Origin of the sequence: Bacillus silvicola (assembly GCF_050524305.1) — a bacterium.
GTDB classification, from domain to species: domain Bacteria; phylum Bacillota; class Bacilli; order Bacillales; family Bacillaceae_G; genus Bacillus_A; species Bacillus_A cereus_AT.
Map to the genome: position 1 here is coordinate 363,114 of NZ_JBNGVC010000013.1, position 16,600 is coordinate 379,713.

Here is a 16,600-nt window from a genome sequence, read left to right on the forward strand (position 1 = left end):
ACTTTCCAACTATCTTTTTTAATATTTTTAAATTATAATAAATAATAGTAATCTATTCCAATTATCAGGGGGCTCACACATATGAAAGCTGCAGTAAAACATAACATTTCAGATTTTAAAGAGTACTTAAAATCAAACGATATATATATGGAAGAAAATATAGATGAAAATGATGGTTCTGTACATTTCTCAGTAGGACTAGAAACAGAAGCTGGCGCAAAAATTCAACTTATCGCTGCTTTCGACAACGAAAATCCTACTGTGGATATATACTGCTTCAATGTTGCTCACGTACCTGATTCAACAAATGACATTTTACATGTCATCAATGAATTAAACACATCTTACCGATTTGCAAAATTCACGCTAAATAAGCAAAATGCAATTGATATTTCAACATCTCTTGCATTCTCAGAACCAAACTTTAATCCAGCACTTGTCTTTGAACATACGAGAATGCTATATAAGTTAGCAAATGACGAGTATAAAAACTTAATGAAAGTTATTTGGGCATAAGTAAAAGGATGGGCTGCAAGCAGCACCATCCTTTTTTATTCATATCATATCGATCCACATCTTTATGGCGGTGCCTACAATTAAAATAGACAATACATATTGTAAAACTTTTTGATTCACTCTCTTCCCTACTCTCACCCCAAGAGGAGCGGCAAATAAACTTGCTATTGCAACGATAAGAGCTGGAATAACAACTATTTGTCCAGTAATCACTTTCCCCGTCGTAATCCCTACCGAGGAAATAAATGTAATAGCGATAGATGTTGCTATTGTCGTACGTATTGGTAGTTTTAAAACAACTAGCATAATCGGGACTAAAAGAAATGCACCACCAGCCCCAATAATGCCGGAAACACTTCCTACAATAAACGCTAACATACTTGCTAACCATTTATTATAATTAACTGCTCTGCTATTATTTTTCTTCGGTACAAACATCATAATAGCCGCAATAGTAGCTAGTAATGTGTAAACAATGTTTACAGCATGCTCATTTAATAAATTCGCGCTAAAGCTACCTACAAAACTTCCTATTAATATACTAGCTCCCATGTAAACAACTAAAGTTTTATCCATATCGTTACTTTTCCTGTACGCCCACGCGCCTGCAAAAGTTGCAAAGAACACTTGAATCGCTGTAATACCACTCACTTCATGTGACGTATAGCCAGTAAATCCTAGCAATACTGGAATGTATAAGATCATCGGATAATTAATGATTGCACCGCCAATTCCAACCATCCCTGATATGAATGACCCTATAAACCCAATAATAAATAGTAGTACTGTTAAAGTCATATTGTACCCCTCGCCTTCTAAAAAGAAGGTAATTTAAATAAATAAATTTACATTTCCATCCGAAGCATCTGCTAAATATGCTCCTACCCCAGCAAATTCTACCCCTTCCATAATCTCTTCCTCTTTTAACCCTAATAAATCTACTGTCATTTGACAAGCTACAAGTTTAATACCCTGTTCTTTCGCCAAATCAATTAAATCCGGCAAAGGCATGGCGTTATGTTTTTTCATAATACCTTTTATCATCTTTGGTCCCATACCAGCAAAATTCATTTTGGATAACCCCATCTTATCGGCGCCGCGCGGCATCATTTTTCCAAACACTTTCTCTATAAACGTTTTCTTTACTTTCACATGCTCATCTTTCCTAAGAACATTTAAACCCCAGAAAGTATGAAAAATAGTCACTTCATGATCGTACGCCGCTGCACCATTTGCAATAATATAAGCTGCCATCGCTTTATCATAATCTCCACTAAATAAAACAATGGTCGTTTTCTTCTGTTGTTCCATGTTGTTCTCCCTCCAATTACCTATAGGGGTATTTGATTGTTTATAAAAAGGCTCAAATCGTTTATCTTCGTACTATACGACTTTACCTTCCCAAGCTAACATACCACCTACCATATTGATCGCTCGAAAACCGTAGCTCTCTAAAAACTGAACTGCTCTTGCACTTCTTCCTCCTGAGCGACAAACGATAATATATTCCTGATTTTTATTTAGCTCATGCATACGAAATTCTAATAGTCCTAGCGGAATATTACATGCTTCTAGAATTTTCCCTTCGGCTACTTCTTCTACTTCACGTACATCTACGATATTTACTGCTTCTTTACGTAACAATTTTTCTTCTAATTCTTTTGCAGTCATTTCTTTCATATTTCCCGTCTCCTTCTTAATTACAAGCATTCATACCACCTGAAACATTGATAACGCGCTGAAACCCTAATTTTTTTAATACTTTTGCTGCTTGCTTACTTCTCATCCCGCTCTGACAAATAACGATTATTTCCTTATTTTTATCTAACTGATTTGCCTTACTAGCTAATTCATTTAGCGGGATATTCTGAAATCCTTTCATGTGATTTCCTCTATATTCACCTAATGTACGAACATCGATAAATTGTTTCCCCTTTTTCCCCACTATACTCTTTAATTCTTTTCCATTTATATTTTGAACACCTTTCACCGGTAAAAAACGTGAAATAATAAACGATGCAGCAAGTACAATGAAAAGCGTACTTAATATTGTGTTCATATAACTCCCCCTCTACATTTATAAAATTATTTCTTTCTACGCCTTCTTAATCCAAAACTTCAGTACATCGCTTTCTTCTGCATGCTTTACGATGTCATGACCAGTTTTGTTTGCCCACGCTGGAATATCCTTAATTGACCCTTTATCCGTTACATGTACTTCTAACACTTCTCCAGATTGTAAAGTATCCATCGCTCTTTTCGTTCTTACAATCGGCATTGGACATGCTAAACCTTTCGCATCTAATACTTGTTTTACATTCATCATCTATTCCTCCAGTTTGTTATTTTATAATGAATCATGAACTGCACAACGATTTGGGCCAATCTCCATTTCACGCTCTTCTTCCACACTCGGATAAATCTTACCCATATTCGTTTGACGAATTTCTTCATAAGCATTCGGCTGAGGCGGTAAGTTCTCTGTCACAGTTTTACGAAACTCTACCTCATCAACAATATTTAACCCTACATTCTCCTTAAATAAATCTTGTAAATACGCACTCACAATGCCTCTGTCGTCCATTTCACTTATTTTTGAATAATGAGCCGGTAAAACAATTAAATCTTGAGATAATTCCTTATAACGTTTATATAAAGTATTTCGTAAATCCCCTACCCAGTCTTCCGCCTTCCCAGCAAGATCTGGACGCCCGATTGAATCTACAAATAAAATATCGCCTGATAATAAATACGTCCCATCAATAATAAATGATGTGCTTCCAATCGTATGCCCTGGTGAGTATAGCGCATCAATATGAATTAGGGTACCCCCCACCGTAATAACAGTACTTTCTACAAGCGGTTCGTAAGAGAAAACCACTTCCTCCGCATCTTTTGGAGGTAACCAATACGTACCGCCTACTTTTTCAGCTAACTTACGCCCACCAGAAATATGATCTGCATGTAGATGTGTATCCATTACGTTAGTAATAGTAGCCCCGTGCTCTTTTGCAAAATCTTCGTATGCTTCAATGGTTCTCACCGCATCAATAACTGCCGCTTCACCGTTTGAAACGACCATATAAGATAAACACCCTTTTCCAAGACGGTTAAATTGATATATACTCCCTCCGCCCTGCACATCTCCTACTTTTAACGGCTTTACATATTCACTCCAAGCTTTCATACCGCCAGCTAAATAAAATACATTATAGAAACCAGCATCCAACAATTGCTCTGCAACAAACTGAGAAGAACCTTCTTTCGCACATACGACTAAAATTTCTTTCTCCCTCGGCAATTCACTTGCAATATGATCTACACCATCTAACAAGTCAAAATACGGCTTATTAATAGAAGAAATTTGTTTCCCTTCAATTTTCCAATCTTCATAATCCGTCTCATTACGAACATCTAAAATAAACAACTCTCCGAATAAAACTTTCTCTGCAACATCTTTTGCTTGTAACACCTTAACGTCCATCTAATTACCCCCATAGGTATATTTATATTTAAAAAATTTTACTTTTCCATATTCCCTTGCCACTCTAACATACCTGGAATGACATTTTTCACATTTGAATAGCCTTTTTCTTTCAACATTTGGCAAGCTACATCACTGCGGTTACCTGTTCGGCAAATAACATATATTTGCTTCGTCTGATCTAACGCTGCACTGTCTAATTCGCCTAACGGCACCGAAATGGCTGATGGAATATGACCAAAAGCAAACTCCGCTGCTTCGCGAACATCTAATACGATGCACTCTTCCTCGCGAGACAATATAGACTGTAATTCCGTATTCGTAATTGTATGAGGATATTTCACAACTTCATTCACTTCATGCTCGTGTGCTTTCCTCACATAATGCATCAATATGTCACCTTCGTGTTTCGTCCCGATATATTGATGCCCTACTTTACTCGCCCAACTTTGTATATCTATCGTAGATCCTTTATCTGTTGCCTCAATTTCAATCACTTGCCCCGATATCAATCCTTCCATTGCCTTCTTCGTCTTCACAATCGGCATCGGACAAGCCAAACCTTTACAATCTAAACTCATATCTACTTTTATACTCATTATCGATTCCTCCACATTTTATATACATATACCAGTAGGGGTATATTAAAACGTTTTTGAAAATCTGTCAACACATACGTTTGACAGATTATCTGCTTTTTACAAGCAATTGAACAGCTTCTTTAATTAACTCTTCATTTGAGCCATTACCTGTCTCAAACTGCTCACGTAAACACTGCTCTAAATTTGTTCCAACAACAAGTCCAATTGTACGATCAAGTGCAGAACGAGATGCCGTTAACTGTGTAATAACCTCTCGGCAATCTTTTCCTTCTTCCATCATACGAAGCACACCACGAACTTGACCTTCAATACGTTTCAATCTATTTTTCATATCTTGATTATATTCCATTCTATAATCACCTCATTACCATTATGTCACCATTTATAACTTATGACAATATACTATACCCTATAAGGTATTTTGTAAACCCCTATTTTTATTTTTCATCTTACATGTTCGCAAAACAAAAAGTGAAACCTTAATCCATGGGATTCATCCTCCACCAAATTTTGAAGTGAAAGATGAACAAATATCAATATACAATCCGGTCTGGTAATACTGTTCCGTATAGTTTAAAGCCACCATCTACATTCTTTACCTTATATCCTTTTTCCATTAACATACGTGCTGCAACATATCCCCTCATACCAAGTTGACAAGTAATATATATTTCTTTATCTAATGGTACTTCATCCAAGCGATCACGTAATTCATCTAATGGAACATTAATAGAACCTTTAATCATTCCTTGCTTTAATTCCTTAGGCTCTCGAACATCAATAAGATATCCACCATTTTCAACAATACGATCTATTTCATGCCATTGTACCGTGTCCACAAAACCATCTACTATATTGCTTGCCGCATACCCTACCATGTTTACTGGATCTTTTGCGGAAGAATAAGGTGGTGCATATGATAATTCTAAATCCGGTAAATCAATTACAGTTAAATTCGCCTTCATTGCCGTTGCAATAACATCGATACGCTTATCTACCCCGTCACGTCCTAAAGCCTGTGCTCCATAAATTTTTCCACTCTCTTTATTAAAAATTAATTTTATTAGTACTGGCGTAGCATTCGGATAGTATCCAGCATGGGAATTTGCTTGTACGTGTACTACCTCATGGGGTATATTTAACCGTCTCAATATTTTCTCATTTACTCCAGTCGAAGCAACTGTTAAATCAAAAACTTTAGCTATAGAAGTTCCCATCGTACCTTTATATAAAGAATCCGTATGCCCATGAATAATATCTGCTAACATGCGACCTTGACGATTAGCTGGCCACGCTAAAGGAATCATCGTTTCTGTTTCTGTAACAAAATCTTTCACCTCAATCGCATCACCGATTGCATATATATGTGAATCCGACGTTTGAAATTTCTCATTTACTTTTATCGTTCCTCTAACTCCTAGTGCTAATCCTGCATCCTTTGCTAAACGACTCTCTGGTTGTACACCAATTGCTAAAATAATCATATCTGTTTTTATAATTGAACCACTTTTTAAACGTACAATAGTTCCGTTTTCTTCTATAGAACCCACACCATCTTCAAAAACAAGCTCAACATTATTCTGTTTCATCTGTTCATGTACATACGCTGCCATCTCATAATCAATTGGTGGCATTACTTGATTCGCCATCTCTACGAGAGTAACATCAATTCCACGTTCTCTTAAGTTTTCAACCATTTCAACTCCAATAAATCCACCACCAATAACCGTCGCATGACGTGGTTCCTTCTCATCAATATACGCTTTAATACGATCTGTATCAGGTACATTTCGTAACGTAAACATCGCCTTCGCTTCCTCAATACCTGGAATAGGTGGAACAATTGGTTTTGCCCCTGGTGAAAGAATTAACACATCATAGTTCTCGTTATATGTTTCATTTGTAGTTACATTCTTTATAGTAATTGTTTTCTCTTCTTTATTAATCTTTACCACTTCACTTAATACACGTATATCTAAATTAAAACGCTTTGACATCTTTTCAACGGTTTGTACTAATAATTTTTGTCTTTCTGTAATTACACCGCCAATATAGTATGGTAATCCACAGTTTGCAAATGAAATATATTCACCGCGCTCAACCATAATAATTTCATCCTCTTCACTTAAACGACGAAGCCTTGCAGCTACTGATGCCCCGCCCGCAACTCCACCTACTACAACAATTTTTCTAGACATATTTTAAACCTCCATGTTGTTTATTATTTAATTTCTCCATGTATTACAAATAGAAAACCAATACCCGTATGGGTATATAATAAAATATACAAAAATCATTTTCAATATATATATCTTTTGTTCACAAATTCGAAACAAAAAAGAACCTAGATAGCTCCAAGTTCTTTTACGTATAGTTCTATAACTTTCTGTACAATGAAATCTGCTGTATTCTCCTCTGGCGGCATCAACAAGTTTGTAACCGTTCCATACACAACAGGATTTAATTCCACTTCATACCCACCATATGCATACTCCTCTTTTGTCGGTAAGTAACCAATATATCCATTCGTATATCCACCAAAGAAAGCTAGTTCATTTTGAAGACTCTCTTTAACTTCTAAAGCAGTTTCTGAAAAAGGTTCCATCGGTATCCCAGAGAACATACCATCATTAATTTGAAACAGTTGAATTTCTAAATCGATACTTAACTGCCGAATACCTTGCTTATATTTCTCTAAAATGATAGTAAGCCATTCATCCGTATTCACACCCCAATGTTGCTCAGCAAATTGGGCCATTTTTCGTATCTCATCAATTTCAGGAATATCCTTCAACTTCATTTGCATCGTACTCGAAATTGTTCTTAAATTTACAATTGGGCTATATGTAACTATTGGCAACAGCGTTAATACATGTCCACTAAGCATGTAAGCCATTTGTTTTAACGCTTCCCTTGAACCACGATACTTCGCATTTACATTACCAGCAGCACCTTGCACGATAATAACAGGACAGTTTACTATTTGCTCAAGAATCTCTCTCGTCATTCCAGGATAATCCGCGGATAATACATCACTATCACCTTTTAAAACATTCGGATGAGCAGTACAAAACACTACAATCCCACATAGTTCTTTCGTTTCAGCATCTCTTATTGCTAGCATACCAATTCGTTTATCTACAACACCCTCTATATTTGTTCCCATCCTTGCTTTTCCATCAGATGTTCTCTCTCTTCGATTTACTCCAATATCACCTGTCGTAACACCCCAGCCAACTTCACATAACCTCAAGTTGTTATTCGCAGTAACAGCACCGTGCACTACATTATTTACTAAAATTGTTTTATACGACTGTACTAGCGAATCATCACCGACCGTTTCTGGACCAGAGTGTGTATGTGTATAAACAACCGTTATTCGCTCAAATGGCACATGAAGCTCACTCGCTACTCGTTCACGAATCACCGTCGTATCTTCTACTAACATCCCAATATTATCAATACTTATAAACACAGTCTTCATTTCAGCTTTTTCAAAAACAAAGACCGTCCCATAAATACTTTCTTCAATATTATTAATTCCTGTATCTCTATGATATCCGATAAAATCAATACCTAAAGGCGGCGTAATATCCACCCTACATACCCCTATTTTGCTCATTTGGATCGCTCCATTTCTATATGTAACTCCCTTTCTTTAAGAATAGCATATTTAACTTTATTCCAAATAAAAAAGAACGGACATAGCATTTCTATGTCCGTTCTTTTCCTCACACATACTTCCGATGCACCATCTTCCCATCATAAGAGAACACAACGCCCTTACTCTCCACAATGGACTCCATATGCACCGTTCTTCCCCATAACTGATGAAGGTACGGTAATACCTTTTCTAAGTATTTTAAATCTAGCTCAATTCCTTCATAACTATGTTTAATGTACAATTCTCCGTTCTTTAAGTAGTCTCCATCTTCTACTACTAAGTACGGGAAACCTCCATTTGTACGCATATTTACAAGTTGATCACGCACATGTTCCCACTCTTTATCTATTACTTTATATTCTTTTCCTTGGCGCTGGAACAAGTACATATCTTCTCTCATGACGAGTTCTTTATTTAAGTAATTTCTTAGGAACGATACGTCCCATTCAATTTCGCGTACTTCAAAGATTTTGTCACGACCAGAACCAGGCTTCACACCACGCCTTTTCATTTCTTCTGTCGGATTGTTGTAGCGTTCTTCAATATCTTCAAACATTTTAATACCGAGGTAGTATGGGTTAATGCTTGTTTTTGATGGCTGTACGACACCTGCATTAAGCTTTGCGAATTCAATCGCTTCAGAAGATGTTAAGTCCATTTCACGAAGTATGCGTTGATGCCAGTAGGAAGCCCAGCCTTCATTCATGATCTTCGTTTCAAGCTGTGGCCAGAAATATAACATTTCCTCGCGCATCATCGTTAATATGTCGCGCTGCCAATCTTCAAGCTCACGGCTATATTCTTCAATAAAGAGGAGCAAATCTTTCTCTGGCTGTGGTGGAATCTTCTTCTTTTTGCGTATATTGGATCGTTCCCTCGTTTTATTTCGATCATCTAAATTCCATAAATCATCGTATTGTGATGCCTTTTTCTTGTCTACTTCTTCCTCCTCTAAATCATCAATACTCCATGCCAATTTTGGACGCATAAGTGATGGATCAATATGTTCTTGAATGGCAAGTACGGCATCTAAAAATGTCTCTACTTCTGCCTTTCCATACTTATGCTCATATGCTTTCACACGATCCGCTGTTGCCGCCATGCTCTCTACCATATCTCGCTTCGTATTTGAAAAACGAACATTATTTTTGAAGAAATCACAGTGCGCTAAAACGTGCGCTACGATTAATTTATTTTGAATTAAAGAATTCGTATCTAACAAAAAGGCGTAACATGGATCAGAGTTAATAACGAGTTCATAAATTTTACTAAGTCCCAAATCATATTGTAATTTCATTCTAAAAAATTGCTTTCCAAAACTCCAATGTGAAAACCTCGTCGGCATCCCATATGCACCAAATGTATAAATAATTTCCGCTGGACATATTTCATAACGCATCGGATAAAAATCAAGCCCAAATCCAGTCGCAATTTCTGTAATTTCCGCAATCGCATATTGCAGTGCTTTATCATCACTTGCTCTCATTATTTTCCCTCCTTACACTTTCCCTTAAGAAAGTGTATGATGAGGAACAAGCTTTCATGAGGATTGATTGCATAATAAAAAGACACCCTCGCAAAAACGAGAATGTCTCATCTATTAACCCTCAATAATCTCCATCTTCTCCGTAATCGGCGTACGCACTTTTCCCTCTGGTGCTTTATCGAAATAACCGATATGAAGAATTCCAACGATGCGTTGGCCTCTTGTTAAACCGATTCCTTCTATAAATAGTGGATTGTAGTTTAATCCACCTGATTTCCAAACACAGCCTAAACCGCGTTCCCAAGCAAGCAATTGGAAGTTTTGCATAAATGCACATGTTGCAGCGTAATCTTCGTCACGTGGAATTTGACGCGGATCTTCATCAATGTAAACAACGATTTGTGCAGGCGTACTTAAGAAACGATCAGATAAAGTTTTGCCGCGTTTTGCTCTTTCTTCTTCTGTGAAAGAGTTTAATACTGCGTCTACTAATTTCTGACGGCCTTCTCCAATGTATAATTTACAATTCCATGGCTCACGATGTTTATGATTCGGTGCCCACGTTGCGTCGTTTAATAGTTCAATTAATAACTCTTTTTCTACTGCTTTATTTGTAAATGTACGAACAGAGCGTCTTTCTTTAATAACATTTGCGATGGAAGTATATGTAGTCATATTTTTCTCTCCCTTATTTTTATCTATATGTATAATTCCGTTATTGATATTGATTTTCAATTTCGATTATAACCTAGTTTTTCACTATTAATCAATGTTTTATGTTGGAAAACAGCTAAAAAATTAATTTCTCGTTGTGAATAAAAAAACTTGGTGTGTTCACAATTTTTTCACATTTTATGGAAATGATAAGTGTAAAGTTTTCCACATTATCCATCTAGGAGGAGTTTATATGTACAAGAAAATCGTAGTAAGTATGACTATGGCAGCATTATTGTGCGGGATATCTGTCTTTCCTGCTTCCGCTGCCACGCCAAAAGAAGTAACAATGCACCATCATAAGCCTATTTCAGAAGAAGAAATGCAGTCGCTCGAAAAACTCGGCTATAACAAACATGAAATTTGGAAAGCTGCACACATTGCAAGAATAAGCAAAAAAGAAATTAAGGACGTTTTAGCTTACTATAAGCAAAATAAATCTTGGGAGAAAACAGCCGAGCATTTCGGTGTAGATCCAAGTAAATTGAAAAAACATCATATGAATAAAGAAACGAAAAAAGCACTACTGCAAGAATTAGCAAACATGCACAAATCTACACCTGATAAGCTAAAACAAAAAATGAAAGAGTATAACATCAGCTTACATCAGCTCGCGGTGTTAACAATCATCGCTCAAAAAAGTAATACCCCTCTCGATGATGTACTAAAAATGAAAAAAGATGGAATGGAAATTAAACAAATTGCAGAAAAATTAAATGTTAAAAAAGAAGATATACGAGCTGAAATGATTAAATTAGTGAAATCTATTAAAGAAAAGAAAACAAATTAATATGCCAAAAAGGAAGAGATATTCATTACTCTTCCTTTTTGGCATGAACTTTCAATTTTCAAGTATAAATTCCCGTCTTTCCCAAAAACTAACACAAGTAAATGATGCATGTCAGGGGTGAGCAAATGTTGCGTTCAACATCTAAAAAGAATAAAAAAACAATCTGTTCCATTCCCGAGTTTATCCACACGATGAAAGAATCTAGTGATTTCGTTTCTTATAACGTAGTAGACGATGGGACATTATGTTTGTTTTATTACAAATCTACAGCTGAATCACTCCTCATTAATCGATTTATTTTAACACCTATAAAAAGAGAATTAGATCACATTGAAAATATAAGTGATATAGCAAATATCGTCACACTTGAGGAGATTATCACAGGCCCTTCTATTGACGATATTCGTGAAAAATTATTAGGTGGGTATGTGCTCATACAGCTAAAAAATGATTCTCAAGCAGCAGAATATGCACTTATTCGTGCTGAAAGTTCAGTTTTAGGTACACGATTATATAACGATACAGAAAATGAATATAGTGTAATCGGTCCCAAAGTGGGATTCGTTGAAAATATTGATACAAATACACACTTACTTCGCCGAAGTATTGTAACGGAGCAATTAGTTTTCAAAGAGGTTGTAGTTGGCTCTATATCAAAAACAAAGGTCGTAGTTGCTTACATCGAAGGCATTACAAATGATCAGCACGTCAATACTGCAATGCAGCGTCTACAAGGCATTGACTTTGATGTTCCTTTCGATGCGACTATGATCGAACAATTTATTAGCGATAATAGTAACTCTCCCTTCCCTGTTTTACTACCTACAGAGCGCTTAGATCGTTCTGTTTATGCACTCATTAATGGCGGTGTTGTCATTTTAACAGATGGTTCACCATACGCATTAGCTGGACCGGCGACATTACTCGATTTCTTCGTATCTCCAGAAGATTATTATTTACCATGGATAGCAGGCTCATTTCTTAGAATGGTTCGTTTTTTCGGAGCAGCATTCTCTCTATTCTCTTCAGCTATTTATACAGCTGTATTAACGTATCACTATCAAATGATTCCAGCTGATTTACTTGGTCCTATTATTTATTCTAGAGCTAACGTACCGTTCCCACCTATGTTAGAAGCACTTTTTTTAGAAATTACAATCGAATTACTGCGCGAGGCTGGAGCTCGTTTACCGACTAAAGTTGGTCAAACAATTGGTATTGTTGGAGGGATTGTCATTGGCCAGGCATCTGTTGAGGCTGCTTTAACAAGTACTATTTTATTAATTGCGGTTGCGTTATCTGCGCTTGCTTCTTTTACAACACCAACAGTAAAAATGTCTTCCACTATCCGGATATTACGATTTCCTCTCATCATTTTAGCTGGAGCATTTGGAGGTGTAGGGCTAATCGTCGGATTTGTATTCATATTAGCTCATTTAATTCGCTTAAAATCACTTGGATCACCTTATTTATTACCTTTATATCCATTTCGCGGGTTAGGTACAGCTGAGGGGCTCCTTCGTCTTCCATTTAGTCAAACTGCAGGGCGGGCTTCTTTTCTAAGACCAAAGAAGAAATGGCGCTATGATCCAAACAAAGCGAAAGAAAAACATGATGGTGAAGAAAAATGAAAAATACTTTATTATGCTTTTCCATTATCATTTTAATTTTCCAATCCGGCTGTACACAACCGAATATAGTAGACACACAGCGAATGATTCATGTAGGTGGATTTGATATAACGAAAGACAAACAATTTCGCGGGACGATTTTATATCCCGATTACACAAAAGGCGTTCAATCAAAACCAGAAACTCAGTCAACTACTGCTGGCACGATCGAAACAATATCCTCACGACTAAATGCAAAATCGACTCATACTATCGCTGTCGGTCAAATGCGTGTTGTGCTTTTTGGAAAATCCATTGGCGAACATGGAATTGGCGATATTATAAATAATTTGCAACGTGATCCTAATATTGGTCGAGATGTTCAACTAGCACTGGTAGACGGTTCTACAGAAAAACTGCTCAAACATATTAAAACAAATGGATCACTCTATCTGTCTGACTTACTGGAGCAAAACATAGAAGCCGAAACGATTCCACGGACTGCTTTAAATATTTTTTTATATAACTTTTATTCATCAGGATGCGATCCATTTCTTCCTTATATTGAAATTGATGAAGACAAGTCTGCTTCCATTAAAGGACTCGCTTTTTTAAAAAAGGATAAAGTGGTTATGTACACAGATAAAAAAGGATCTTTTTTATTGAAATTACTCCTTAATCCAACTACAAATGGTCGTTACGAAGTTCCAATACAGCAAGGTAACCATAAAGGATTAATTGCCACTCAAAACTTATCTGGAAAGAGCGTTTGTTACCTTTCCGATACTGGTGACATTCCGAAAGTTAACATCCACTTAAAATTAAATGGACTCATAAAAAGCGCTCCAAGCTGGCTTGATTTAGCGAAAAACGAAAACATAACTTACATAAAAAAACATGTAGAAAAAACAGTTGAGAAAGATTTAAACGAATTAATAAAACAATTTCAAGAAAAAGAGGTCGATCCGATAGGGATACGGGAAGAAATTCGTAGTCATTCAAGAAAATGGACTATAAAACAAATTCAAGAAATGTACCCTAATGTAGATGTTGCTGTTCACGTACAAATCAATGTTGTGCAATCTGGTATCGGAGAATAGTGAGGTGTTACAATGGCTGAGCAAAATAAAACAATGACTGTTTCCCCTTATTTCATATTTCTTTTATTACACTCTCTTCAAATTGGAGTAGGCGTGTTAGGATACCAACGAGTTATTGCACAATATGCTGGTTATGATTCTTGGATTTCCCTTATTGTTGCGGGTGTCTTAACTCATATCGTACTGTTTTGTATGTTAAAAATGTTAGATAAAGACAATGATTTGATGACCATTCATACGACATGTTTCGGAAAATGGATTGGAACCTTTTTCTCTATGTGCTTTGCCGCATATCTTCTGTTATTTTGCCTTACTGTGCTTCGTACATATATCGAAGTCATTCAAGTATGGGTCTTTCCTACAATTAAACCATGGAAATTAACATTATTATTTTTACTCGTGACGTATTACGTAATAAAAGGTGGCTTTCGCTCTGTAACAGGAATGTGTTTTTGGGGCGTCATAATACCGATTTTCGTACTATTCTTCTTAGTTTTCCCTATGAAATACGCACATGTCCGTAATATTTTACCTATTTTCACCCATTCACCTGCAGACATTCTATATTCAACGAAAGCATCTGCATTAGAGTTTCTTGGATTTGAAGCAATCCTTATCTTTTACCCACTTATTAGAAAGGGAAAATCACTACATAAATGGGCACATGGCGGGATTGCTTTCACAACTATTTTATATGTAATACTAGCAATCGTTTCCCTTATGTACTATAGTCAGGGCCAACTGCATCATACAATTTGGCCTACTTTAACAATGCTAAAAATTATTAAAGTCCCATTCATTCAGCGATTTGAATACATTATTATTTTCATCTGGTTTCTTATTATTTTACCTAATCTTTGTTTAACCATTTGGTCTTCTTGTCGTATTAGTAAATACTCTTTTCACATACCATTTAACATTACATTACCATTGTTTATCGCGACTATATTTGTTTCATCTTTGTTTTTCACAAACAGGGAAAGCATCAATACATTAAATACCGTACTGTCTCAAGCTGGTTTATATATTGTATACGCTTATATCCCAATTTTATTTCTATTCCATTCACTACGATGGCGCTTCAAAAATCAGTCGAAAAAATCTTCACCCGACACACCATGATATTTGATACAATTTGGTTAATACATTTGTAAAGGGGACAAGCGAATGAAAAAGTATGTATTTTCTTTACTTGCAGTACTGAGCCTAATTCTTGCTGGATGCGGGAGTACTGGTACAAATGAAAAAAAATCATCTGAATCAAAAGAAGAGCATGACCACGCATCACATACTCAGCAAGCTGACATTCAAGAAAAAACAAAAGGGGTCGAAACACTTCCCTCCTTCCTAGACAAGCTTGATCCACAAATGAAAGATATCTACACTGTCGCTGGACAAAATGCAGAACTATTAGATTGGATTCCATGTTACTGCGGTTGTGGTGAAAGTGTAGGACATAAAAATAATAAAAACTGCTTTATTCGTGAAATTAAAAAGAATGGTGAAGTTGTTTGGGATTCCCATGCAACAACTTGCGTCAATTGTCTAGAAATCGCAGTTGAATCTGCTTCGATGAAACAAAAAGGAAAATCGACGCTTGAAATTCGTAACTATATTGATAATAAATACAAAGAAGGCTATGGAAAACCAACACCTACACCAATGCCAAAAGCTTAAAAAACGAGGAGATACCTCGTTTTTTCTTTTCATTCACTTTTTTTCTTAACAAATTCTTTCAAGTGTATTTCTCCTTACTTATCACACACTATATATAACTCCTCAGTAAGGAGGGTACACAGTGCAAACATATAACGACTACGATAAAGCTCTCTATTACACGTATTGCTGTAATTGGGATAAATTACTCGTTCTTATGGTTCAAACGAACGATCAATTATTTTCTAAGCGTATTGAACATTTTTTACACGCTTATCAATACAGTAAAGAACTGCCTGAAGTTGATAAACAATTACAGCTCCTATTTCAATATATTGACCACGCATCCCAAAAGTCACATATAGATGAAGTAGAGCAAATTCAAATGTAAAATATAGCGCTATTCTCTTTATGAGAATAGCGCTTTTTTAAAATGTTTATATCAATAAAAGTTTTCCCTTATAAAACTTTTATTGATAAACATATTTTTTCTTTCTTTTCTGTGCCACTTCATACTATAATTTAGTATGTAACTATTATAAGAGAGGTATAAAATATGGGACAAGAAAAAAAGCAAGAATATGCTTTACTTACCGCGTGGGGGGCTTCTTTTATCGCTACACTAGGAAGTCTATACTTTTCCGAAATCATGAAATTTGAGCCTTGTGTCCTTTGTTGGTATCAACGTATTTTTATGTATCCATTCGTTTTATGGCTTGGTATCGCTGTAGCAAAGAAAGATTATCGCATCGCAAGTTATTCTTTACCAATTGCAAGTATTGGTGCTTGTATTTCTTTATATCATTATGCAATTCAAAAAGTAGCAGCATTTTCAGCTGCTGGGGCAGCTTGCGGCCGTGTGCCATGTACGGGAGAATACATAAACTGGTTCGGTTTTGTGACAATCCCGTTTTTGGCACTTATCGGCTTTATCACAATCGCTGTTTGTAGCTTTATTGTCATCAAAAACAAATAAGG

The 16,600-nt window shown here is 36.1% G+C and carries 19 protein-coding genes and 1 pseudogene; 8 read left to right on the forward strand and 12 right to left on the reverse strand.

The annotated features are described in order from the left end of the window. Nucleotides 1–81 precede the first annotated feature (81 nt). Nucleotides 82–516, forward strand: coding sequence for a YbjN domain-containing protein (locus ACP6L7_RS24005; protein ID WP_071747805.1), 435 nt, complete (start codon nucleotides 82–84; stop codon nucleotides 514–516). Nucleotides 517–555: 39 nt separating this feature from the next. Here the strand turns inward: ACP6L7_RS24005 and ACP6L7_RS24010 are convergent, their stop codons facing one another. The 12 genes and pseudogenes from ACP6L7_RS24010 to ACP6L7_RS24065 form a co-directional block, all read right to left on the reverse strand. Beyond that, nucleotides 556–1,314 (reverse strand): sulfite exporter TauE/SafE family protein, encoded by a 759-nt coding sequence (locus tag ACP6L7_RS24010; RefSeq protein ID WP_097831294.1) that lies wholly within the window; start codon nucleotides 1,312–1,314, stop codon nucleotides 556–558. A 33-nt stretch (nucleotides 1,315–1,347) separates the two neighbouring features. Beyond that, nucleotides 1,348–1,827, reverse strand: coding sequence for a DsrE/DsrF/DrsH-like family protein (locus ACP6L7_RS24015; protein WP_097831295.1), 480 nt, complete (start codon nucleotides 1,825–1,827; stop codon nucleotides 1,348–1,350). 72 nt (nucleotides 1,828–1,899) lie between these two features. Further along, a complete protein-coding gene (locus ACP6L7_RS24020; protein WP_016128744.1) occupies nucleotides 1,900–2,196 on the reverse strand; it encodes a rhodanese-like domain-containing protein in 297 nt (98 codons plus the stop codon). Between the two features lie 16 nt (nucleotides 2,197–2,212). Next, on the reverse strand, nucleotides 2,213–2,575 hold the full coding sequence (locus ACP6L7_RS24025; protein WP_128855739.1) for a rhodanese-like domain-containing protein: 363 nt from the start codon (nucleotides 2,573–2,575) through the stop codon (nucleotides 2,213–2,215). Between the two features lie 36 nt (nucleotides 2,576–2,611). Beyond that, on the reverse strand, nucleotides 2,612–2,842 hold the full coding sequence (locus ACP6L7_RS24030; protein WP_071747801.1) for a sulfurtransferase TusA family protein: 231 nt from the start codon (nucleotides 2,840–2,842) through the stop codon (nucleotides 2,612–2,614). Between the two features lie 21 nt (nucleotides 2,843–2,863). Further along, nucleotides 2,864–4,000, reverse strand: a complete 1,137-nt coding sequence (locus ACP6L7_RS24035; protein WP_097831296.1) for an MBL fold metallo-hydrolase — start codon at nucleotides 3,998–4,000, stop codon at nucleotides 2,864–2,866. A 38-nt stretch (nucleotides 4,001–4,038) separates the two neighbouring features. Continuing rightward, entirely contained in the window at nucleotides 4,039–4,614 is a 576-nt protein-coding gene (locus ACP6L7_RS24040; RefSeq protein ID WP_141533270.1) for a sulfurtransferase TusA family protein, read from the reverse strand. 73 nt (nucleotides 4,615–4,687) lie between these two features. Further along, nucleotides 4,688–4,951, reverse strand: coding sequence for a metal-sensitive transcriptional regulator (locus tag ACP6L7_RS24045; protein WP_097831298.1), 264 nt, complete (start codon nucleotides 4,949–4,951; stop codon nucleotides 4,688–4,690). A gap of 184 nt (nucleotides 4,952–5,135) precedes the next feature. Further along, complete coding sequence (gene cdr, locus ACP6L7_RS24050; RefSeq protein ID WP_097831299.1) at nucleotides 5,136–6,800, reverse strand: CoA-disulfide reductase; 1,665 nt, start codon at nucleotides 6,798–6,800, stop codon at nucleotides 5,136–5,138. Nucleotides 6,801–6,946: 146 nt separating this feature from the next. Further along, a pseudogene (locus ACP6L7_RS24055) lies at nucleotides 6,947–8,313 on the reverse strand (neutral/alkaline non-lysosomal ceramidase N-terminal domain-containing protein). 20 nt (nucleotides 8,314–8,333) lie between these two features. Beyond that, nucleotides 8,334–9,752, reverse strand: a complete 1,419-nt coding sequence (gene spoVR, locus ACP6L7_RS24060; RefSeq protein WP_097831301.1) for a stage V sporulation protein SpoVR — start codon at nucleotides 9,750–9,752, stop codon at nucleotides 8,334–8,336. Nucleotides 9,753–9,866: 114 nt separating this feature from the next. Then, nucleotides 9,867–10,427, reverse strand: coding sequence for a nitroreductase family protein (locus tag ACP6L7_RS24065; RefSeq protein ID WP_097831302.1), 561 nt, complete (start codon nucleotides 10,425–10,427; stop codon nucleotides 9,867–9,869). 232 nt (nucleotides 10,428–10,659) lie between these two features. Between ACP6L7_RS24065 and ACP6L7_RS24070 the strand changes: the two genes are divergently transcribed. The 7 genes from ACP6L7_RS24070 (at nucleotide 10,660) to ACP6L7_RS24100 (ending at nucleotide 16,598) form a co-directional block, all read left to right on the forward strand. Beyond that, on the forward strand, nucleotides 10,660–11,256 hold the full coding sequence (locus ACP6L7_RS24070; RefSeq protein ID WP_141533271.1) for a hypothetical protein: 597 nt from the start codon (nucleotides 10,660–10,662) through the stop codon (nucleotides 11,254–11,256). A gap of 125 nt (nucleotides 11,257–11,381) precedes the next feature. Then, entirely contained in the window at nucleotides 11,382–12,887 is a 1,506-nt protein-coding gene (locus ACP6L7_RS24075) for a spore germination protein (RefSeq protein ID WP_097831303.1), read from the forward strand. After that, complete coding sequence (gene gerYC / locus ACP6L7_RS24080; protein ID WP_430529454.1) at nucleotides 12,884–13,966, forward strand: spore germination protein GerYC; 1,083 nt, start codon at nucleotides 12,884–12,886, stop codon at nucleotides 13,964–13,966. The genes ACP6L7_RS24075 and gerYC overlap by 4 nt, the downstream gene beginning before the upstream one ends. 12 nt (nucleotides 13,967–13,978) lie before the next feature. Next, nucleotides 13,979–15,088 (forward strand): GerAB/ArcD/ProY family transporter, encoded by a 1,110-nt coding sequence (locus ACP6L7_RS24085; protein WP_097831305.1) that lies wholly within the window; start codon nucleotides 13,979–13,981, stop codon nucleotides 15,086–15,088. Between the two features lie 45 nt (nucleotides 15,089–15,133). Beyond that, the gene (locus ACP6L7_RS24090) at nucleotides 15,134–15,643 is read left to right on the forward strand and encodes a PCYCGC domain-containing protein (protein ID WP_097831306.1); all 510 of its coding nucleotides are present in this window, start codon (nucleotides 15,134–15,136) and stop codon (nucleotides 15,641–15,643) included. 121 nt (nucleotides 15,644–15,764) lie between these two features. Continuing rightward, nucleotides 15,765–16,013 (forward strand): YhdB family protein, encoded by a 249-nt coding sequence (locus ACP6L7_RS24095; protein ID WP_048526289.1) that lies wholly within the window; start codon nucleotides 15,765–15,767, stop codon nucleotides 16,011–16,013. Between the two features lie 165 nt (nucleotides 16,014–16,178). Beyond that, the gene (locus tag ACP6L7_RS24100) at nucleotides 16,179–16,598 is read left to right on the forward strand and encodes a disulfide formation protein C (protein ID WP_097831307.1); all 420 of its coding nucleotides are present in this window, start codon (nucleotides 16,179–16,181) and stop codon (nucleotides 16,596–16,598) included. Nucleotides 16,599–16,600: the final 2 nt, after the last annotated feature.